This window comes from Streptomyces sp. NRRL F-525 (assembly GCF_000716605.1).
Lineage (GTDB): Bacteria > Actinomycetota > Actinomycetes > Streptomycetales > Streptomycetaceae > Streptomyces.
In genome coordinates this window covers 252,625-273,359 of record NZ_JNXE01000002.1, presented here as the reverse complement: position 1 = coordinate 273,359, position 20,735 = coordinate 252,625, and the positions used below count along the sequence as shown (strand labels likewise).

The 20,735-nt window shown below is 70.3% G+C and carries 18 protein-coding genes; 13 read left to right on the top strand and 5 right to left on the bottom strand.

The genetic code is table 11. The features are described 5' to 3' along the window. Positions 1-140: 140 nt before the first annotated feature. The 4 genes from OO69_RS04350 (at position 141) to OO69_RS04335 (ending at position 4,228) form a co-directional block, all read left to right on the top strand. On the top strand, positions 141-953 hold the full coding sequence (locus OO69_RS04350; protein ID WP_033279034.1) for an SAM-dependent methyltransferase: 813 nt from the start codon (positions 141-143) through the stop codon (positions 951-953). Further along, on the top strand, positions 950-3,085 hold the full coding sequence (locus OO69_RS04345) for a putative bifunctional diguanylate cyclase/phosphodiesterase (protein WP_033279033.1): 2,136 nt from the start codon (positions 950-952) through the stop codon (positions 3,083-3,085). The genes OO69_RS04350 and OO69_RS04345 overlap by 4 nt, the downstream gene beginning before the upstream one ends. A 50-nt stretch (positions 3,086-3,135) precedes the next feature. Further along, positions 3,136-3,363 (top strand): hypothetical protein, encoded by a 228-nt coding sequence (locus tag OO69_RS04340; RefSeq protein ID WP_078652296.1) that lies wholly within the window; start codon positions 3,136-3,138, stop codon positions 3,361-3,363. Positions 3,364-3,448: 85 nt separating this feature from the next. Then, positions 3,449-4,228, top strand: a complete 780-nt coding sequence (locus OO69_RS04335) for an SDR family NAD(P)-dependent oxidoreductase (RefSeq protein ID WP_033279031.1) — start codon at positions 3,449-3,451, stop codon at positions 4,226-4,228. A 51-nt stretch (positions 4,229-4,279) separates the two neighbouring features. Here OO69_RS04335 and OO69_RS04330 read toward each other — a convergent pair whose 3' ends face one another. Then, entirely contained in the window at positions 4,280-5,161 is an 882-nt protein-coding gene (locus OO69_RS04330) for a LysR family transcriptional regulator (RefSeq protein ID WP_033279030.1), read from the bottom strand. Between the two features lie 119 nt (positions 5,162-5,280). On the opposite strand from OO69_RS04330, the gene OO69_RS04325 reads away from it, so the two are divergent. The 7 genes from OO69_RS04325 (at position 5,281) to OO69_RS04295 (ending at position 12,920) form a co-directional block, all read left to right on the top strand. Continuing rightward, complete coding sequence (locus OO69_RS04325; RefSeq protein WP_033279029.1) at positions 5,281-5,952, top strand: succinate dehydrogenase; 672 nt, start codon at positions 5,281-5,283, stop codon at positions 5,950-5,952. Between the two features lies 1 nt (position 5,953). After that, positions 5,954-7,906, top strand: a complete 1,953-nt coding sequence (locus OO69_RS04320; RefSeq protein WP_033279028.1) for a fumarate reductase/succinate dehydrogenase flavoprotein subunit — start codon at positions 5,954-5,956, stop codon at positions 7,904-7,906. Next, positions 7,903-8,652: a succinate dehydrogenase/fumarate reductase iron-sulfur subunit gene (locus OO69_RS04315; protein WP_033279027.1), complete on the top strand. Its 750-nt coding sequence runs from the start codon at positions 7,903-7,905 to the stop codon at positions 8,650-8,652. The genes OO69_RS04320 and OO69_RS04315 overlap by 4 nt, the downstream gene beginning before the upstream one ends. Positions 8,653-8,762: 110 nt before the next feature. Next, positions 8,763-9,788 (top strand): hypothetical protein, encoded by a 1,026-nt coding sequence (locus OO69_RS04310; protein ID WP_033279026.1) that lies wholly within the window; start codon positions 8,763-8,765, stop codon positions 9,786-9,788. A gap of 171 nt (positions 9,789-9,959) precedes the next feature. Further along, positions 9,960-10,733 carry a GNAT family N-acetyltransferase gene (locus tag OO69_RS04305; RefSeq protein WP_033279025.1) on the top strand — a complete coding sequence of 258 codons (774 nt, stop codon included), beginning with the start codon at positions 9,960-9,962 and terminating at the stop codon, positions 10,731-10,733. Beyond that, positions 10,733-11,668 (top strand): lysophospholipid acyltransferase family protein, encoded by a 936-nt coding sequence (locus OO69_RS04300; protein ID WP_033279024.1) that lies wholly within the window; start codon positions 10,733-10,735, stop codon positions 11,666-11,668. The genes OO69_RS04305 and OO69_RS04300 overlap by 1 nt, the downstream gene beginning before the upstream one ends. A gap of 121 nt (positions 11,669-11,789) precedes the next feature. After that, positions 11,790-12,920 carry an alanine--tRNA ligase-related protein gene (locus tag OO69_RS04295; RefSeq protein WP_033279023.1) on the top strand — a complete coding sequence of 377 codons (1,131 nt, stop codon included), beginning with the start codon at positions 11,790-11,792 and terminating at the stop codon, positions 12,918-12,920. 66 nt (positions 12,921-12,986) lie between these two features. Here OO69_RS04295 and OO69_RS04290 read toward each other — a convergent pair whose 3' ends face one another. Then, positions 12,987-15,332 (bottom strand): ATP-binding cassette domain-containing protein, encoded by a 2,346-nt coding sequence (locus tag OO69_RS04290; protein WP_033279022.1) that lies wholly within the window; start codon positions 15,330-15,332, stop codon positions 12,987-12,989. A 128-nt stretch (positions 15,333-15,460) separates the two neighbouring features. Between OO69_RS04290 and OO69_RS04285 the strand changes: the two genes are divergently transcribed. Both OO69_RS04285 and OO69_RS04280 read left to right on the top strand, forming a co-directional pair. Next, a complete protein-coding gene (locus tag OO69_RS04285) occupies positions 15,461-17,932 on the top strand; it encodes an ATP-dependent Clp protease ATP-binding subunit (RefSeq protein ID WP_033279021.1) in 2,472 nt (823 codons plus the stop codon). Between the two features lie 34 nt (positions 17,933-17,966). Next, entirely contained in the window at positions 17,967-18,989 is a 1,023-nt protein-coding gene (locus tag OO69_RS04280) for an alcohol dehydrogenase (protein ID WP_033279020.1), read from the top strand. Here the strand turns inward: OO69_RS04280 and OO69_RS04275 are convergent. The 3 genes from OO69_RS04275 to OO69_RS04265 all read right to left on the bottom strand — a co-directional run bounded on the left by OO69_RS04275 (position 18,979) and on the right by OO69_RS04265 (position 20,701). Beyond that, on the bottom strand, positions 18,979-19,974 hold the full coding sequence (locus tag OO69_RS04275) for an LLM class flavin-dependent oxidoreductase (protein WP_033279019.1): 996 nt from the start codon (positions 19,972-19,974) through the stop codon (positions 18,979-18,981). The genes OO69_RS04280 and OO69_RS04275 overlap by 11 nt on opposite strands. A 45-nt stretch (positions 19,975-20,019) precedes the next feature. Continuing rightward, entirely contained in the window at positions 20,020-20,190 is a 171-nt protein-coding gene (gene rpmF / locus OO69_RS04270) for a 50S ribosomal protein L32 (RefSeq protein WP_019057611.1), read from the bottom strand. Between the two features lie 88 nt (positions 20,191-20,278). Continuing rightward, entirely contained in the window at positions 20,279-20,701 is a 423-nt protein-coding gene (locus OO69_RS04265) for a hypothetical protein (protein WP_033279018.1), read from the bottom strand. Positions 20,702-20,735 lie beyond the last annotated feature (34 nt).

Below are 20,735 nucleotides of genomic sequence, written 5' to 3'. Positions count from 1 at the left end.
ATGTCCCCGCACGTCAATTCGGCACGTGCCGCTGGCAATCGGCGGGAACGGATGGTCAATTTCCGTTTCCGCTCGACCCTTTGGCGGGCGATCAGTAGCCTCAGCTCGAACACCGGATCGCCTACGCCTTGGAGAGATACATGGAGCGTCCCGCCTGGGCACCACGAAGCATCGACATCTCGGTGCCGAGCGTTTCGCGTATCTACGACTACTACCTGGGCGGTTCGCACAACTTCGAGGTCGACCGGGAGGCGGCTCGCAAGGCCATGGAGTTCCTCCCGGGACTTCCCAAGATCATGCAGGCGAACCGGGCGTTCATGCGTCGCGCCGTACGCTTCGCGGCCGCCGAGGGCATCACCCAGTTCCTCGACATCGGCTCCGGAATTCCCACCTTCGGAAACGTCCACGAGGTCGCCCAGAAGGCCAGCCCCGGCGCCCATGTCATGTACGTCGACCACGACCCGGTGGCGGTCGCGCACAGCCAGGCCGTCCTCGCGGGCAACGCGACCGCGGACGTCGTCGCGGCCGACCTCCGCAAGCCCCAGGAGATCCTGGCGAGCGCCGAGGTGCGGCGGCTGATCGACGTGAATCGGCCAGTGGCGCTGCTTCTCGTTGCCATACTGCACTTCGTGGAAGACGCGGACGACCCGTACGGAGCGGTGGCACAGCTGCGCGAGGCACTCGCGCCCGGCAGCCTGCTGATCCTCACGCATGCCTCGTACGAGGGAATCCCGTTGCCACCGGAGCGGGCGGAGGGCGCGGTGGACGTGTACAAGGACATTCGCAATCCGCTGATCATGCGCTCGCGCGAGGAGATCGCGCGGTTCTTCGAGGGGTACGACATGGTGGAACCGGGACTGGTGCCGATGCCGGAGTGGCGGCCGGACACAGTGCTGGAGGACGAGGATCCGTACTCCTTCTCCGGATTCGCCGGCGTAGGACGCGCGGCGTGATCGCCGAGCCGGACGGGCCGGAGGACAGACTGCGCAGGTTCGCGACCATCTGGAGCAGGGCGGTGTTCCCGGCGACCTCCACGTCGCTGACCCGGCCCGAGTTCGAGGAGCTTCTCCTGCCGCTGGCACGGCGGTTGAGCGAGGCGCTGCGCGCCAGGACCTTCGAGGCCGAGGAGGGCAAGGCGGTCGGCTCCGCCCTCGTCTCCGCGCACTGCACCGACCCCGACGCCCTCACCCGCAGCCTGGAGTGCGTCGACGCCTACCTGGTGCTCTACTGCGGCGGCGACGGCTCCCAGGAGGACCTGCGGATCCGCTCGGCCCGCCTCCAGCACGCCATGGCCGCCGGCTTCGCCCAGGCACTGCGCGAGCGCACCCTGGCCGAGCAGGAGGCCATCTCCGTGGCCGCCCTCCAGGCCCAGGGCGTCGTCGCACAGGCCCTGCACGCGACCGAGGCCCGCTTCCGCGCGGTCTTCGAGGGCGCGGCCATAGGTATCGGCATGGCCGACCTCGACGGCAACATCCTCCAGGTCAACGGCGCGCTGCTGCGCATGTTCGGCATCAACGACCAGACCATGGGCGGCCGCAACGTCCGCGAGTGGACCCACCCGGACGACGCGCCCCAGACCTGGACCCTCTACGACGAACTCGTCCGCGGCGAGCGCGAGCACTACCACGTCGAGAAGGCGTTCTACCGGCCTGACGGAACGGTCCTGTGGACCAACCTCACGGTCTCCCTCCTGCGCGACGCCGACGGCAACCCCCAGTACCAGCTCGCCCTCATGGAGGACACCACCGAGCGCCGGCTGCTGAACCTACGGCTGCGCTACGAGGCGACCCACGACGCCCTCACCGGCCTCCCGAACCGCACCCTGTTCTTCGAGCGCCTGGAGAAGGCGCTCGGCGCGGGCAACAACCAGCGGTTCGGCCTGTGTTACCTCGACCTCGACGGCTTCAAGACCATCAACGACAGCCTCGGCCACGCGGCCGGCGACCGGCTGCTCGTCGAGGTCGCCGACCGGCTGCAGTCGTGCGCGACCGCACCCGGCGAGATGGTCGCCCGGCTCGGCGGCGACGAGTTCGTCGCGCTGACCACAGGCCCCGACACCGAGCGCGAGGTCGACGAACTCGCGGGCCGCATCATGAACGCCCTGATCACCCCCGTCAGCATCGACGGCCGTGACCTCACCGTGCGCGGCTCCATCGGCATCGTCGAGGGCCCGGCAGGCGAGCGCGGCCCCGCGGAGGTGCTGCGCAGCGCCGACATCACCATGTACCGGGCCAAGTCCGCGGGCGGCAACCGCTTCGAACTCGCCGACCCGGAGGCCGACGCCCGCGCGATCACCCGCCACGGCCTCACCACGGCCCTGCCGGCCGCCCTGGACCGCAACGAGTTCTTCATCGAGTACCAGCCGCTGGTCCACCTCGGCGACGGCAGCGTGCGCGGCGCCGAGGCCCTCGTCCGCTGGCTGCACCCGCAGCACGGCGTGCTCGGCCCCGACCGCTTCATCCCGCTCGCCGAACACACCGGCCTCATCGTCCCGTTGGGCCGCTGGGTCCTGGAACAGTCCGTACGACAGGCCCGCGCCTGGCGTGAGACGTACGGCGACGCCGTCCCCCTGCGCATCAACGTCAACCTCTCGCCCTGCCAGCTCACCCACCCCGGCCTGGTCCAGGACACCGTCGACATCCTGGAGCGCACCGGCGTCGCCCCCGACGCGCTCTGCCTGGAGGTCACGGAGTCGGCCCTGATCGGCGCCGACGACGACCTCCTGAAGCCGTTGCGGCGCCTCGCCGAGATGGGCGTCGACATCGCCCTGGACGACTTCGGCACCGGCTACTCGAACCTGGCCAACCTCCGCCGCCTGCCGGTCAGCATCCTCAAGCTGGACCGCTCCTTCACCCAGAGCATGCAGCAGTTCCCGGCCGACCCCGTCGACCTCAAGATCGTCGAGGGCATCGTCTCCCTCGCCCACAGCCTGAACCTCGCGGTGACGGTCGAGGGCGTCGAGACCGGCGCCCAGGCCGAACAGCTCCGCATACTGGGCTGCGACACGGCCCAGGGCTGGTTCTACGCCCGCCCGGGCCCGCCGGAGCGGCTGCACGACCTGGCGCTGGTGGACGCGACCGGCTGAGGGCACAAGTCGGTTGCGGGAGGCCAGGGTTCGAGGGTGATCATGTGCGGGTGAGTGAAGCGCGTGCGTCAGACGCCGTGAACGAAGCGATCGCGGGCGAACTGGCCCTTCTGGACCCGGCCGTCCGCGCCTCCCGCAGCGAGGCCGTCCGGCTGCTGGACCCCGAGTTCGTGGAGATCGGCGCCTCGGGCCGCCGGCCATCACGGGCACCCTCCTCGCCCCCGGCCTGGCGGATGTTCTACCACCAGGGGACTCCGGTGCCGCCGGACATCGAGTAGGACCTGTGCGAGGGGCGTCGGCGGGAGAGGATGCCCTCATGGCGGCCGAACAGCCTCCCGCGTCTCACCGAAGGAGTTGGGCTCGATGAGTACCGAACTGCAGGGCAGGACCGCCGTGGTGACGGGCGCCAGCAAGGGCATCGGGCTGGCGGTCGTGAAGGCGCTGGCCGGCGCGGGCGCGAGCGTCGTCGCCGGGTCCCGTACGACGACCGAGGGGCTGGACGCGCTGGTCAAGGAGTTCCCGGTCACCTGGGTGCCCGTGGACCTCGCGGAACCGGGTGCGGCCGAGCGGCTGATCGAGGCGGCGGACGGCCGCGTCGACATCCTCGTGAACAACGTCGGTACGGCACCGCCCCGCACCGGCGGCTTCCTCTCCGTGACCGACGAGAACTGGGCGCGCACCCTCGACCTGAACCTCCTCACGGCGGTACGCGTCACCCGCGCCGCCCTCCCCCTGATGCTGGCCGCAGGGCGAGGCTCCGTGATCACGATCGGCTCGGTCAACGCCACCCTGCCCGACCCGCTGGTCATCGACTACAGCGCGGGCAAGGCCGCCCTGGTCGCCTTCTCCAAGGCCCTGTCCAAGGAGGTCGGCCCGAAGGGCATCCGCGTCAACACGGTCAGCCCCGGCCCGGTCGAGACGGAACTGTGGCTCGGCGGCGGTGGCGTCGCCGCGACGGTCTCGGCCGCAGCCGGCCTCACCCCCGAACAGGTAGTGGCCCAGGCCTCCGCCGCTACCGTCACCGGCCGCTTCTCGAAGCCCGCCGAGATCGCCGACGTGGTCCTGTTCCTCGCCGGCGACCGAGCGGCGAACCTGACCGGCAGCGACCTGGTGATCGACGGCGGGTTCATCCCGACCTGGTGAGCCACCCGGGCGCCGAGGAGCGATGAACTCCCGTACCCCGGCGCCCGGTTGTCACCTCTCCAACAACATCCGCTGCAACTCCCGCGCAGCCCTCGGTGGAGCCACATCACTGCGATGCGCGAGCGCGATCGTCCGGTGCAGCCCGGGCCGCGCCAGCGAGGTCACCCGCAACCCCCGCCCCGACTTCGTCGCGACCATGCGCGGAACGACGGCCACGCCGAGCCCCGCCCGGACGAAACCGAGGACCGCGTCCATCTCGCCGCCCTCCACCGCGAAGTCGGGTTCGAAGCCCTCGGCGCGGCAGGCGGCGACGGTCAGTTCGCGCAGGTCGTAGCCGTGGCGGAACATCACCAGGCGCTCGCCCTCCAGGTCGGAGATGCGCACCGTACGGCCGCGGCCCGGCGCCGGTGCCTCCGGGGAGGAGACGACCACGAGGTCCTCGCGCAGGAGCTCCACCGTCGTCAACGCGGGTGAGGGCGTGGGCAACGGCAGCACCACCAACGCCAAGTCGAGCGCCCCGCGCGCGAGTTCGCGTACGAGATCGTGCGAACCGCCCTCCTCGATCAGCAGCCGGATGCCCGGATAACGGTCGTGGAAGGCGCGCAGGACGTCCGGGAGCAGGCCCGTGCAGAGGCTCGGGGTCGCGCCCAACCTGATCCGGCCGCTGCGGAGTTGGGCCAGCTCCTGCACCTCGTGCCGGGCCGTGTCCGCGTCCGCCAGGATGCGGCGGGCCAGCGGCAGCAGCGCCTCGCCCGCGTCGGTGAGCGTGATGTTGCCGCGGGCCCGCAGGAACAGATCCGCGCCCAGCTCCCGCTCCAGCGCCTTGATCTGCTGGGACAGCGACGGCTGTGCGACATGGACGAGATCGGCGGCCCGGGTGAAGTGCCGGGTCTCGGCGACCGCCACGAAGTACTGGAGCTGCTGGAACTGCATGCACCCACGATAGCCGCAGGCTATGGAAACCAGGCAGACCATGTCTTGGACCGATCGGCCCCTTGACACTTAGCGTGCTTGCCATGGCTCTGGCAACGCGGACGGACCGACGGCCGTCGATGGCGCGCACGGTGTGGGACAGCTCCGTCGGCAAGAAGACGGTGATGGCCGTCAGCGGCCTGATCATGCTGCTGTACCTGGTCGTCCACATGATCGGCAACCTGAAGATCTTCTTCGGCGCGGGCGAGTTCAACCACTACGCCCACTGGCTGCGCACCGTCGGTGAACCCTTCATGCACTACGAGTGGACGCTCTGGCTGATCCGGATCGTCCTCGTCGTCGCCGTGATCGCGCACGCCGTCTCCGCGTACCAGCTCAGCCGCCGCGACATCAAGGCGCGCCCCAGCAAGTACGTGCACAAAAAACGCCGGGCGACCTACGCGACCCGCACCATGCGCTGGGGCGGCATTATCCTCGCCCTGTTCATCGTCTGGCACATCCTCGACCTGACGACCGGCACCGTGCACTCCGGCGGCTTCCAGGAGGGCCACCCGTACCAGAACGTCGTGGACACCTTCTCGACCTGGTACGGCGACACCATCTACATCGTCGCGATGCTCGCCCTCGGCCTGCATGTCCGGCACGGCTTCTGGAGCGCGGCCCAGACCCTCGGCGCGGGCAGCCGCAGCCGCGACCGTGCCCTGAAGACGATCGCCAATGTCCTCGCGCTGCTGCTCACGGCCGGCTTCATCGCCGTGCCCGTGGGCGTCATGACCGGAGTGGTGAGCTGAAATGGCCCTTGAATACGCCGACTTCACGACCGGGGAACCCGTCGCCGACACCAAGTCGCCCACCGGCCCCATCAACGAGCGCTGGGACACCCGCCGTTTCGAGGCCAAACTCGTCAACCCCGCCAACCGCCGCAAACACACGGTGATCGTCGTCGGCACCGGCCTCGCGGGCGGCTCCGCGGGCGCCACCCTCGCCGAACAGGGCTACCACGTCGTCCAGTTCTGCTACCAGGACTCCCCGCGCCGCGCCCACTCGATCGCCGCCCAGGGCGGCATCAACGCGGCGAAGAACTACCGCAACGACGGCGACTCCGTCCACCGCCTCTTCTACGACACCGTCAAGGGCGGCGACTTCAGGGCCCGCGAGTCCAACGTCCACCGCCTGGCGCAGATCTCGGTCGAGATCATCGACCAGTGCGTCGCGCAGGGCGTCCCGTTCGCCCGCGAGTACGGCGGCCTCCTCGACACCCGCTCCTTCGGCGGTGTGCAGGTGTCGCGGACTTTCTACGCCCGCGGCCAGACGGGCCAGCAACTCCTCCTTGGCGCCTATCAAGCCCTCTCCCGGCAGATCGCCGCCGGCAACATCGAGATGCACCCGCGCACCGAGATGCTCGACCTGATCGTCGTAGACGGGAAGGCGCGGGGGATCGTCGCCCGCGACCTCATCACGGGCCGTATCGACACGTACTTCGCGGACGCCGTCGTCCTCGCCAGCGGCGGCTACGGCAACGTCTTCTACCTGTCGACGAACGCCATGAACTCCAACGCCACCGCCGTCTGGCGGGCTCACCGGCGGGGAGCCTTGTTCGCCAATCCATGCTTCACGCAGATCCACCCCACCTGCATCCCGCGCACTGGCGACCACCAGTCCAAACTCACCCTGATGAGCGAGTCGTTGCGCAACGACGGCCGGATCTGGGTGCCGAAGGCCAAGGGCGACACGCGCCCCGCGAACGAGATTCCCGAGGACGAGCGCGACTACTACCTGGAGCGCATCTACCCGGCCTTCGGCAACCTCGTGCCCCGCGACATCGCCTCCCGCGCCGCGAAGAACGTGTGCGACGAGGGCAGGGGAGTCGGCCCCGGCGGACAGGGCGTCTACCTCGACTTCGCCGACGCCATCGGGCGGTTGGGGCGCAAGGCCGTCGAGGAGAAGTACGGCAACCTCTTCGACATGTACGCCCGGATCACCGCCGAGGACCCGTACACGGTGCCGATGCGGATCTACCCGGCCGTGCACTACACGATGGGCGGACTCTGGGTCGACTACGACCTCCAGACCACGATCCCGGGCCTGTTCGCGATCGGCGAGGCCAACTTCTCCGACCACGGCGCCAACCGCCTCGGCGCCTCCGCGCTGATGCAGGGCCTCGCCGACGGCTACTTCGTCCTCCCGGCGACGATCAACGACTACCTCGCGCGGAACCCCGGACACGAGGACATCGGCGTCCAACACCCCGCCGTACAAGAGGTGTTGGCGGAGACCGAGGACCGACTCAACCTGCTCCTCGCGGTGGACGGCGACCGCACTCCCGACTCCTTCCACCGCGAACTCGGCGAACTCATGTGGGAGTTCTGCGGCATGGCCCGCACCGACAGCGGACTGCGCAAGGCGCTGGAACGCATCCCGCAGATCCGCGAGGAGTTCTGGCGGCGGATCAAAGTCCCGGGCACCGGCGAGGAGTTCAACCAGTCGCTGGAGAAGGCGAACCGCATCGTCGACTACCTCGAACTCGCCGAGCTGATGTGCCTCGACGCGCTCAACCGCGCCGAGTCCTGCGGTGGCCACTTCCGCGAGGAGTCCCAGACGCCCGACGGCGAAGCGGAGCGCAGGGACGAGGAGTTCAGCTACGCGGCCGCCTGGGAGTTCACCGGCACCGGCTCATCTCCCGTACTGCACAAGGAAGACCTGGTCTTCGAGTACGTCCACCCCACTCAGCGGAGCTACGCATGAAGCTCACCCTGCGCGTCTGGCGGCAGAAGAACGCCGACGCCGAAGGCGCCATGTCCACCTACCAAGTGGACGGAATCTCCACGGACATGTCGTTCCTGGAGATGCTCGACACCCTAAACGAGGAACTCATCCTCAAGGGAGAGGACCCGGTCGCCTTCGACCACGACTGCCGCGAGGGCATCTGCGGTGCGTGCAGCCTGGTGATCAACGGCGACGCACACGGGCCGGAGCGCACGACCACCTGTCAACTCCACATGCGGTCCTTCGAGGACGGCGACACGATCGACATCGAACCGTGGCGTGCCTCCGCCTTCCCGGTCGTGAAGGACCTGGTGGTGGACCGTTCGGCCTTCGACCGGATCATTCAGGCGGGCGGCTACATCACCGCCCCGACCGGCGCCGCCCCCGAGGCCCACGCCACCGCCGTACCCAAACCGGACGCAGACTTCGCCTTCGAGCACGCCGAGTGCATCGGCTGCGGGGCGTGCGTCGCCGCGTGCCCGAACGGCGCGGCGATGCTGTTCACCTCCGCCAAGGTCAACCACCTCAACGTCCTCCCGCAGGGCGCACCCGAGCGCGAGACCCGCGTCCTCGACATGGTCGCGCAGATGGACGAGGAGGGCTTCGGCGGCTGCACCCTCGCCGGCGAATGCGCCACCGCCTGCCCGAAGGGCATCCCGCTGTTCTCCATCACCGGCATGAACAAGGAGTGGCTGCGGGCGACCCGCAAGGCCGCCAAGCGCTGAACTCGCCCACAGCACAAGAACGTTCGCCGACAAGGTGCGGACGGGCGGGACCGGAGGTGGTGCTCATCCCCGGTCCCGCCAGGCACCGAGCCCCTCGGTAGGCTGCCCACATGATCTTCACAGGCAAGGGGAGGACGCGGTTCCGCGACGCGGTGGCGGGCTTCGAGACCGCTGTTCGTCAGGGGGACGGCGAGCGTGCGCAGCAGGCGATGCAGGACGTCCAACGGCACTTCGAGCACGCGCGGGACGCCGACCTCGCCGAGGTCGGCCCGCGTCTGGCCGCACTGCTGGCGACGGTGCCGCCCGGCCCCCGCGCGCTGGTCGCCGTACTGGTCGGCGCCTGTGTCGAGCGGGGCGCGGACCCCGGCGGCTGCGCGCCGCAGATCTTCCAGGGGCTGGTCGAAGCAGTCGGTGTCGCCCAGGAGTTCTGCGAGCGCTGGGCGGCGACCGGCGGCGGAGACTTCCCCGAACCCGACCCGGCCGCCCTCACCGAGGCCGCCCTCGAACGGGTCGGACAGGACGCCGCCGTCGGCTGGATCACCTTGCCGCAGTGGGAGATGGCCTCCAACGCCATGCTCAACCACCACGTGGTGCGCACCACCCTCCCGCCCGAAGTGCGCCTCGGACTCCTGCGCGCCCTGCACGAGATACGGGAGGCGTCCGGCCACGAATTCAAGTGCCTGCGCTACGCCCTCGTCGTCCTCGACGACGAACCCCTCCTCGTCCTGCACCGCCCCACCGGCACCGGCTACCTGCTCCGGATGACCGGCATCGGCGACAACTTCCAGCTGCACACCCTCCTCGCCGACGTCCTCATCGGCGGCGGACACGTGCCCGGACAGGCACCCTCCGCGCAGGAGGCGGCGGTGTGCCGGGACGCCCCGGGCCAGGTGCCGACCACCGGTGCCTTCAACCTCGTGAACCCGAGTGGTGAATGGGTGTGGAACGAGGGAACTCCCACCGACATCCCGGTCGTTGACGGCATACGGGTACTGGTCCTCGACCCGGCGCCGTACAGACGCGGCTGGCCCGCGGGCCGGTTCTTCCCCGGTATGACGGGTGACCTGGTGCTGGAGCGGGTGCTCGGCGCCGACGAGGCCGGGGAGCGGCTGGGGCGGTGCGCCCCGCCGAAGTGAACGGCGGGTGCTGAGCGCCGGGGGCGGGGACGCCGTTCAACAACCCCACATCCCGGCTCCGGGCACAGGTCACGCGCAGGACGCCCGGCGTAGGAAGAACTGTTGCGGCTGGACTTACGGAACCGGCCAGCTTGTTCCTCCGCCGTCCCCGGCCCGTGATCAGGGAGAGCCATGACCGGCGTTTCCACCCTCGACCGTCCCTCGCAGCCCGCCGCGCCGACCCGCTACACCGTCACGCTCACCCGCGACGAGGACGATGTGCGTGCCGCGCAGCGGCTGCGGCACGACGTTTTCGCCGGGGAGATGGGCGCCCACCTGTCCAGCCCGCAGCCCGGCCTGGACGTCGACGCCTTCGACGCCTACTGCGACCACCTCCTCGTCCGCGACACGGTCACCGGGCAGGTGGTCGGCACCTACCGGCTGCTGCCGCCCGAGCGCGCCGCGGTCGCCGGACGGCTCTACTCGGAGAGCGAGTTCGACCTCGCCCCCCTCGACTCGATCCGCCCGGGCCTCGTCGAGGTCGGCCGCTCCTGCGTCCACCCCGACCACCGCGACGGCGCCGTCATCGGCCTCATCTGGGCCGGCATAGCCCGCTACATGGTCGACCGCGGCCACGAGTGGCTCGCCGGCTGCTGCTCCATCCCGCTCGCCGACGGCGGCGCCCTCGCCGCCGGCACCTGGGACCGGGTCAGCGCCAAGCACCTCGCCCCGGAGGAGTTCCGGGTACGCCCGCTGCTGCCCTGGAGCGCCGACGGCGTCACCCGTCCCGCCGGCCGCGTCGAACTCCCGCCGCTGCTGCGCGGATACGTCCGCCTCGGCGCCTGGGTCTGCGGCGAGCCCGCCCACGACCCGGACTTCGGGGTCGCCGACCTGTACGTGCTGCTGTCGATGCGCCGGGTCAACCCGCGCTATCTGCGGCACTTCCTCTCGCTCGTCCCGGCGTGATGAGCGTCTGGCTGCCCAGCGCGCCCTGCACCCCCAGGGCGTGCATCGAGTCGAAGGGGTCCGTCACGGCCGTACCGCGCGCCGTGCTGCGCTTCGTGACCGTCCTGGTCGTGGTGGCCGCCGGGGCCGCGCTCACCCCCGTCGGCAAGCGGATCCCCGCCCGCGCGGTGCGCTGGTGGTGCCGGACGATCGTCCGGTCCGCCGGCATCCAGCTCCGCATCACCGGCGCCACCACGTCCACCGGCGGACTGCTGCTGGTCGCCAACCACATATCGTGGCTGGACATCCCGCTGCTGGCCGCCGTACGCCCCGCCCGCATGCTGGCCAAGGCCGAGATCCGGCACTGGCCCGTCGCGGGCACGCTCACCGCGGGCAGCGGCGCCCTGTTCATCGACCGCGACCGGCTGCGCGCCCTGCCCGAGACGGTCGCCTCCATCGCGGGCGCCCTGCGCGCAGGCGGAGCGGTCGCCGTCTTCCCCGAGGGCAGTACCTGGTGCGGCCGGGCCCAGGGACACTTCCGGCGGGCCGTCTTCCAGGCCGCACTCGACGCCGGAGTCCCCGTCCAGCCGGTCGGCCTGCACTACCTGACCCACGGCACCGCCAGCACCGCCCCCGCCTTCGTCGGCAGCGACTCCCTGCTCACCTCGGTGTGGCGGGTCGTGTCGACGCGCGGGCTCGTCGCCGAGGTGGAGGTGGGCGAGACCATCGCCCCCGGCAGTCACCCCGACCGCCGCTCCCTCGCCCACGCGGCGCAGGCCGGGGTGACCGCTCAGCCCCAGCACCAGGACCACTGCACGTCGGTGGCACAGACCCCGGTGAAAATCCGCAGGACGGCGCGGAGGCGTCCTGTTAGCGTTGCGTCCATGAGGATCATCAGGCACACCCACACCACCGCGACCGCGCGAGCGACCAGCTCGCCGGCCGCCGACGCCTGAACCTCACTGACCTCTCCCGGCGGCCGGAAACGGACCGCCGGGTGTGTCGTTTCCAGCCCCCTCGCCGCCCTCCCGCGCGGTCCCTTCCGGTCTCCTCCCGACCCGCGAAGGGCTCACCGCCATGAACACCGACGACATCGTCCGTACGTTCCTCGACTTCTACCGCGAACGCGGGCACGAGCCGATCACCGGAAGCTCGCTGCTGCCGCCGCCGTCGGACCCGGTCCTCTTCACGACCTCCGGCATGCATCCGCTCACGCCGTATCTCCTGGGCCGTCCCCATCCGCAGGGGCGGCGGCTCGTCAACGTCCAACGCTGTCTGCGCACCACGGATATCGACGAGGTCGGCGACCTCACCCACCTCACCGTGTTCGAGATGCTCGGGTCATGGTCGTTGGGCGACTACGGCCATCCGCAGAGTCTGCGTTGGGGGTACGAGCTGCTGCGGGACGGGTTCGGTATCCCGCGCGAGAAGTTGTACGTCACTGTCTTCGGCGGTGATGAACAGGTGGGGCCCGATCTTGAATCGCTGGACACCTGGCGGGAGTTGGGGGTGCCGGTTGAGTCGACCCGGGACGAGAACTGGTGGTCCAACGGGCCGGTGGGGCCGTGTGGGCCTGACTCGGAGATCTTCTACTGGACCGGGGGCGGGTCGCCGGAGGGGAGCCCTATCAGTGATTCGCGGTGGGTGGAGATCTGGAATCACGTGCACATGCGGCTGGAACGGGGTGAGGACGGGGGGCTGGTTCCGTTGCGGCAGGTGAGCGTTGATACGGGGATGGGGTTGGAGCGGCTGGTGGCTGTTCTTCAGGGGCGGCGGTCGGTGTATGAGACGGATCTGTTTGAGCCGTGGATGCGGATTCTTCCGATGCTGTGGGTTCTGGGCGAGCGCGATATGCGGGTCGTCTGTGATCATCTGCGGTCGAGCGTGGTCGTCATCGGGGAAGGGGTGCGGCCGTCCAACACGGGGCGGGGGTATGTGGTGCGGCGGTTGATTCGGCGGGTGCTCACGGTTCTGTGGCGGGACGATGACTCGCGTACGTTGTCTGATCTGCCGGTGGAGCTTGTCGGGACCGGCACCGAGCGGGAGGTGCTCCTTGATGAGGAGCGGCGGTTTGGTCAACTCCTTGAGCGGGGGCGGCGGGTGTTGTCTCGGTCGGAGTTTCGAGGTCCTCTGAGTGAGGAGGACTACCACTACCTTCATGACACTCATGGGTTGCCCCGGGAATGGGTTGCCGGGCTTCTGAGGTAGTCGGTCGGGTGTCGGCCGGTGGGGGCTGGTCGCGCAGTTCCCCGCGCCCCTTAAGAACAAGGGAGTTCACGCGAGGGCGTTTGCCAGGTAGGGGGCCGTGGCGCTGCCGCTGGCCCCCGCCACCTCTGCTGGCGGCCCTGCCGCCACGACCCTTCCGCCCTCTTCCCCTCCACCCGGGCCCATGTCGATCACCCAGTCCGCGCCTGCCACCACCGCCATGTCGTGTTCGACGACCACCACGGTGTGGCCGGTGTCGACCAGGGCGTGGAGTTGGCGGAGGAGGACTTCTACGTCGGCCGGGTGGAGGCCGGTTGTGGGTTCGTCGAGGAGGTAGAGGGTGTGGGTGCGGTGGGCGCGCTGCAACTCCGTGGCCAGTTTGATGCGTTGGGCCTCGCCGCCGGACAACTCGGTGGCGGGCTGGCCCAGATGGAGGTAGCCGAGGCCCACGTCCAGGAGTGTGGTCAGGCTGCGGGCCACGGACGGAGTGTCCGCGAAGAAGGCCGCCGCGCTCTCCACCGTCAGGTCGAGGACCTCCGCGATGTTCCGTCCCCGGTACGTCACTTGGAGTGTCTCGGGGTTGTAGCGCGCCCCGCCGCAGTCAGGGCAGGGGGTGTAGGTGCTCGGGAGGAAGAGCAGCTCCACGCTGACGAAGCCCTCGCCCTGGCAGGTCTCGCAGCGGCCGCCCGTCACGTTGAAGGAGAACCGGCCTACGCCGTAACCCCGTTGGCGTGCCTCGTCCGTCGACGCGAACACCTTGCGGACGACGTCGAAGAGGCCGGTGTACGTCGCCAGGTTCGAGCGGGGAGTGCGGCCGATCGGCTTCTGGTCGACCGATACCAGGCGGCCAACACCCGGGAGTTCCTCGGTGATCTCGCCGATCAGTGTGGACTTGCCTGAGCCTGAGACGCCGGTCACCGCTGTGAACACGCCCAGGGGGAATTCGGCTGTTACGGCGTGCAAGTTGTGCCGCGTCACCGGGCCCACCTTCAACTCGCCTCGCGGTGAACGGACTTCGCGGGACGGCGTACGGGAGTCGTCGAAGAGGAAACGGGCCGTCGCTGATGCCTCCACCGCCGCGAGGTCCGCCACCGGCCCGCTGTGCAGTACCCGTCCGCCGTGCTCACCGGCCAGCGGGCCCACGTCCACCAGCCAGTCGGCGGCGCGCATGACGTCCAGGTGGTGCTCCACCACGAACACCGAGTTGCCCGCGGCCTTCAGGCGGTCCAGCACCGTGAGCAGGGCCTTGGTGTCCGCGGGGTGCAGGCCGGCGGACGGTTCGTCGAGGACGTAGACGACACCGAAGAGGCCGGACCTCAACTGGGTTGCCAGGCGCAGGCGTTGGAGCTCGCCTGCTGAGAGGGTGGGGGTCGCTCGGTCCAGGCTGAGGTAGCCGAGGCCGAGTTCGAGGATCGGGGCGATGCGGGAGGTGAGGTCCTCGGTGAGGACGCGGGCCGCCTCCGATGTGCCGTTGAGTGTGCCTGCCAGCTCCGCCAGTGGTAGCGCGGCCAGGTCGGCGATCGTGCGGCCCGCGATCGTCACCGCGAGGGACTCGGGGCGCAGTCTGCTGCCTCCGCAGAGCGGGCAGGGGGAGCTCGTCAGGAAGCGTTCCGCCTTCGCCCGTAGGGTCGGGCTTTTTGTGTCCGCGAACGTCTTCATGACGTAGCGGTGGGCGCTCATGTACGTGCCCTGGTACGGGCGTTGGATGCGGTCCGCGTCCCGGACGGGGTGGACCGTGACCACCGGTTGTTCGTCCGTGAAGAGGATCCACTCCCGCTGCTCGGCGGGGAGGTTGCGCCACGGCACGTCCACGTCGTAGCCGAGGGTGTCGAGGATGTCGCGCAGGTTCTTGCCCTGCCAGGCGCCCGGCCACGCTGCGATCGCGCCCTCGCGGATCGAGAGGGAGGGGTCGGGGACCAGGGACTCCTCCGTCGTGCGGTGCACCCGGCCCAGGCCGTGGCACTCGGGGCACGCGCCCGCCGCCGTGTTGGGGGAGAAGGCGTCCGAGTCGAGGTGTTCCGCGCCGGGCGGGTAGTCGCCGGCGCGGGAGAACAGCATCCGGAGGGAGTTCGAGAGGTTGGTGACCGTGCCCACCGAGGAGCGGGAGGTGGGGGTGGAGCGGCGTTGCTGGAGGGAGACCGCCGGGGGGAGGCCGGTGATCTCGCCGACCTTCGGCGCGCCCACCTGGTGGATCAGGCGGCGGGCGTACGGCGCCACCGACTCGAAGTAGCGGCGCTGGGCCTCCGCGTAGATCGTGCCGAAGGCGAGGGACGACTTTCCGGAGCCGGAGACGCCTGTGAACACGGTCAACACGTCCCGCGGGATGTCGACGTCGACGCCCTGGAGATTGTGCTCGCGGGCGTCGCGGACACGGACGTAGGAGTCGGGGATGTGGGACGTGCGAGGGCTGTGCATGACGCGGCGAGTCTATGCGAGCACGCCGTGTGGTGCCCGGTGGCCTGCGGGGGTGCGGGGGCGTCCGCGCTGTGACACGTTGGAAGACACGGATGCCAGTCGCCGCACGGAAGAAGGCCCGTGGTCATATGAGCACTCCCGGTTTCGGTTTCGGACGCAGCCCCTTCGAGGAATTCGACGAGCTGATGTCCCGGTATTTCGGCGGTTCGGGACCGGCGTCACCGGCCCGCCGGGCCCAGCGCGTCGACATCGGGAGTCTGCTCTCCGAACGGGCCCGTGAGCTGGTCGCCCAGGCGCGGGACATCGCCGCCGTCGAGGGCAGCGAGGAACTCGACGCCCGGCATCTGCTGGCCGCCGCCACCGAGCAGGAGTCGACCCGGCGGCTGCTCGCCGAGGCGGGCGCCGACCCCGACCGGATCCGGGAACGGCTGACCGCCGGTGAGGGCAGTGGGCCGAAGACCGAACCGACCACGCTCACCCCGGCCGCCAAGCGTGCCCTGCTCGACGCGTACCAGATCTCCCGCGCCGAGGACTCCTCGTACATCGGCCCCGAGCATCTGCTGCGCGCGCTGGCCGCCAACCCCGAGTCGGCCGCCGGACAGGCCCTCACCGGCAGCGGCTGGGAGAGCGACCGGGTGCCCACCGGTGCCGAGCCGGAGCGGAAGAAGCCCAGTAGTACGCCGACCGTCGACGAGTACGGGCGTGACCTCACCGAGGACGCCCGCGCCGGGCGGCTCGACCCGGTGATCGGGCGGGACGAGGAGGTCGAGCAGACCATCGAGGTGCTGTCCCGGCGCAGCAAGAACAACCCCGTCCTCATCGGCGACCCCGGCGTCGGCAAGACCGCCGTCGTCGAGGGCATCGCCCAGCGGATCATCGCCGGTGACGTGCCGAAGACCCTGGCGGGCAAGCGGCTCGTGTCGCTGGACCTGGCCGGGATGGTCGCGGGCACCAAGTACCGGGGCGAGTTCGAGGAGCGGTTGAAGAAACTCCTCGACGAGGTGAGCGAGCACAGTGACGAACTGGTGCTGTTCCTCGACGAGTTGCACACCGTCGTCGGCGCGGGGGGAGGGGGCGACGGCGCTCTCGACGCCGGGAACATGCTCAAACCCGCCCTGGCCCGTGGGCAGTTGCACCTCATCGGTGCCACCACCGTCGACGAGTACCGCAAGTACATCGAGAAGGACTCCGCGCTGGAGCGCCGCTTCGCGCCCATCCTGATCGGCGAACCGACCGTCGACGACACCATCGAGATCCTGCGCGGTCTGCGCGACCGCTACGAGGCCCACCATCAAGTCCGTATCACCGACGAGGCAGTTGTCGCCGCGGCCGAACTCTCCGACCGGTACATCACCGCCCGCTTCCTGCCCGACAAGGCCATCGACCTGATGGACCAGGCGGCGGCCCGCGTACGGCTGCGCGCCAAGACGCCGCTCTCCGACGACCGGGAGGTCGAGGACCGGCTCGCGGCCCTCAACCGCGAGAAGGACCAGGCCGTCGCCGACGAGGAGTACGAGCGGGCCAAGGAGATCCGCGACCGGATCAAGGACACCGAGGCCGAGTTGAAGGCGGGCGGCTCCGCCGAGGAGCAGGCGCCCAAGGTCACCGCCGAGGACATCGCCGAGGTCGTCTCCCGCACCACCGGCATCCCCGTCGCGCAGCTCACCGAGGAGGAGCGCGCCCGGCTGATGAAGCTGGAGGAGCACCTCCATGAGCGGGTCGTCGGTCAGGACGAGGCCATCACCGCCGTCGCCCGTGCCGTACGCCGTGCCCGGGCCGGCATGAGCGACCCGAACCGGCCCATCGGCAGCTTCCTCTTCCTCGGCCCCACCGGCGTCGGCAAGACCGAACTGGCCCGCGCGCTCGCCGCCGCCCTCTTCGGCGACGAAGGCCGCATGATCCGCCTCGACATGAGCGAGTTCCAGGAGCGCCACACCGTCTCCCGCCTGGTCGGAGCGCCTCCCGGATACGTCGGCCACGAGGAGGCCGGCCAGCTCACCGAGGCCGTCCGCAGGCAGCCGTACGCCGTGCTGCTGCTCGACGAGGTCGAGAAGGCGCACCCCGACGTCTTCAACACACTGCTCCAACTCCTCGACGACGGACGGCTCACCGACTCGCAGGGCCGCACCGTCGACTTCAAGAACACCGTCGTGATCATGACGTCGAACATCGGCGCCGACCGCATCCTCGCGGCGGGGGTCGACGACTACGCCAAGGTCCGCGAGACGGTGATGCCGGTCCTGAACCAGCACTTCCGCCCCGAGTTCCTCAACCGCATCGACGAGATCATCGTCTTCCGCGGCCTGGAACGCGCCCAACTCCGCGACATCGTCGACCTGTTGCTGGAACACACCCGGCGCAGGCTGCACGCCCAGGACGTCACCCTGGAGGTCAGCGACGCGGCGGCTGACCTGCTCGCGAACCTCGGGTACCAACCCGACTTCGGTGCCCGCCCGTTGCGCCGCACCATCCAGCGCGAGGTCGACGACCGGCTCGCCGACATGCTCCTCGCCGGTGATCTCAACGCGGGCGACCAGGCCCGGGTCGACGCGAGCGACGGCACGATCGAGATCAGGGCACGTCAGGCGGCCGAGCACTAGCCCAGTCGCATTCGCACCCCTCTGGGAGACAGGCATGAGCAGTTATCGAGTCGCGCAAGTGGGCGCGGCCGGCGGCGAGTTCACGATCGCCGAGCGGAACGTGCCGGAGCCGGGACCGGGCCATGTGCGGATCGCCGTGGAGGCCTGCGGGATCTGCCACAGCGACACCTTCTTCGTGAACGCCGGAGTGCCGGGTGTGCGGTTCCCGCTTGTCACCGGGCACGAGATCGCCGGGCACATCGACGCGCTCGGCGAGGGCGCGTCGGACCGTGGTTGGCGGGTCGGCGACCGGGTGTGCGTCGGCTGGTTCGGCGGCAGCTGCGGGTACTGCACCCCGTGCAGGCAGGGCGACTTCATCGTCTGCGAGAACATGAAGGTGCCTGGCTGGGCGTACGACGGAGGCTTCGCGGAGATGACCGTGGCGCCGGTCGACGCACTCGCCCGGATCCCTGACAGCCTCTCGGCGAGCGCCGCCGCGCCCATGGGATGTGCGGGCGTGACCACGTTCAACGGGCTGCGACGCAGTTCCGCGGGGCCGGGCGACCTGGTCGCCGTGCTCGGACTCGGCGGCCTCGGTCACCTGGGTGTGCAGTACGCGGTGGCGATGGGGTTCGAGACCGTGGCGATCGCGCGGGGTCCCGAAAAGGCCGATTTCGCCAAGCAGTTGGGCGCGCACCACTACGTCGACAGCACGGCGGACACCGAGGTCGCGGACGCGCTGAAGGCCCTCGGCGGTGCCAAGGCCGTGCTGGCCACGGCGGGCAACGCGGATGCCGCGACGGCGACCGTGGAGGGGCTGCGGCCCCGTGGCGAGCTGGTCGTCGTCGGGGCGGACACCGCGCCGTTGGGGATCAGTCCGCTCCAACTGCTCATGAGCGCCAAGGTCGTTCGGGGTCACCCCTCCGGCACCTCGCAGGACGTGCAGGACACGCTGGCCTTCAGCGCCCTGCACAACATCCGCCCGATGGTGGAGACCGTCCCCCTGGACCAGGCGGGCGAGGCCTATGAGCGGATGCTGTCCGGTGCCGCGCGCTTCCGGATGGTGCTCACGCCCTGAGCGAGGCGAGCCGCCGGTAGGAGTCCAGCAGGGCCTCGCGGTCGTAGGTGCTGGTGGTGACGAGGACCTCGTCGGCCGCCGTCTCCTTCAGCACCGTCTCCAGCTCGTGGGCCACCTGTTCCTCGGTGCCCGCGAGCTGTCCGGTGAGCCCGGCCTCGTAGAAGCCGAACTCCTTGTCGGTCATGGGCAGTTGCTCCACGCGCTCGGCGGGCGGCAGCGGCGGGAAGGTGCCGTGGGTGCGCGAGTACGCCATCGACCAGGCCTCCGGGACGAGCAGCCGCCGGGCCGCCTCGGGGGTGGCGGCCACGGCGATCGTGCCCGAGATGACGACGTACGGTTCCGGGGCCCAGGGGGAGGGTCGGAAGCTGTCGCGGTAGCGGTCGATTCCGTGCCGCATCTTGTCCCGGTTGCGGAGGTCCCCGATGACCATCGGCAGACCGGCGCGGGCCGCGATGTCGGCGCCCTCGCCCATCGCGAGCACGAACGGTGGGACGGTCAGCCCCTCGGACGGCCGCGCGTGCGCGCCGGTGGGTGACGTACCCCGGAACCAGCCGAGGAGTTCGTCGAGTTGTCCGGCGAAGTCGTCTGCGTCGTCCTTGTCGCGGCCCAGCGCCTTGCGTACGCCGGTGGTGAAGCCGACCGAGCGGCCGAGTCCCATGTCGATCCGCCCGGGGAAGAGTGACTCCAGCACCCCGAACTGCTCGGCCACGACCAGGGGTTGGTGATTGGGCAGCATCACCCCGCCCGTCCCGACGCGGATGGTCCGGGTGGCCGAGGCGACGGCGGCGGCCAGCACGGTCGGCGCGGAACCGGCGACCCCGGGCACGCCGTGGTGCTCCGACACCCAGAACCGGTGATACCCCAGCTCCTCGACCTCCCGCGCGAACCGCACGGTGTCACGCAGCGCCTCGGCGGCCGGGTGCCCCTCGCGGGTGCGGGACCGGTCGAGGACGGAGAAAGGGGTCGTAGCGATCACGGAACTCACGTCTGTTTCAACGCCCCGGAGGCCTCGGCATTCCCGCGGCCGCGGTCAGTCCTCGGGGCGCAGCAGCCCGCGCTCGTACGCCTTCGCCAGGCGCTGCGGGACGAGGTGGCGTACGCCGTCCACGGTGACCGGCACGAGCGTGGGTGTCGTGGCCTTCCACTGGGCGCGGCGGTGGCGGGTGTTGCTGCGGGACATCTTCCGCTTGGGGACGGCCATGGGGATTCCTCCTCGGTGGGCGGGCAGGCACCGAGGACGCTATATGAAAATGGATCCCATTAGCAATCGGGGGTCGGGTGCACAGTTCTCACCGCCGGGAGCGGACGCGTGCGTCCCGGGGCGGGTCGATGAATTGGAGCTCCAGCGTGACGGGGGGCGCGGCGATTCCCGGGCCGCCCGCGGCCGCCCAGTCCAGCACTTCCTCCGTGCAGTCGTCGTCCATCGCGAACCCGACCCAGGTCGGCCGCCCGCCGGCCCGCCGTCCCGCGGCCGACGGCTGGACGACGATCACGTTGGCCTGGTCGCAGGGGCCGAGACAGTCCGTCGTACGCACCGCGAAACCGTGCTCGGCGGCACCCGCGCGCAGCCGTTCCAACTGCCAGGCGTGGTCGGTGCCGGGGTGTTTGCGCGGGTCGCCGCAGCAGCAGCCCCGGCAGACGACCAGGGTGCAGGGCCGCTCGCGGGCGGCGCCTATGAGGAACGTACGGGGAGCGGGAGTGGCGGCAGACATGCAAGAAGCATGAGGCCAGGACGATTGCGGGCCG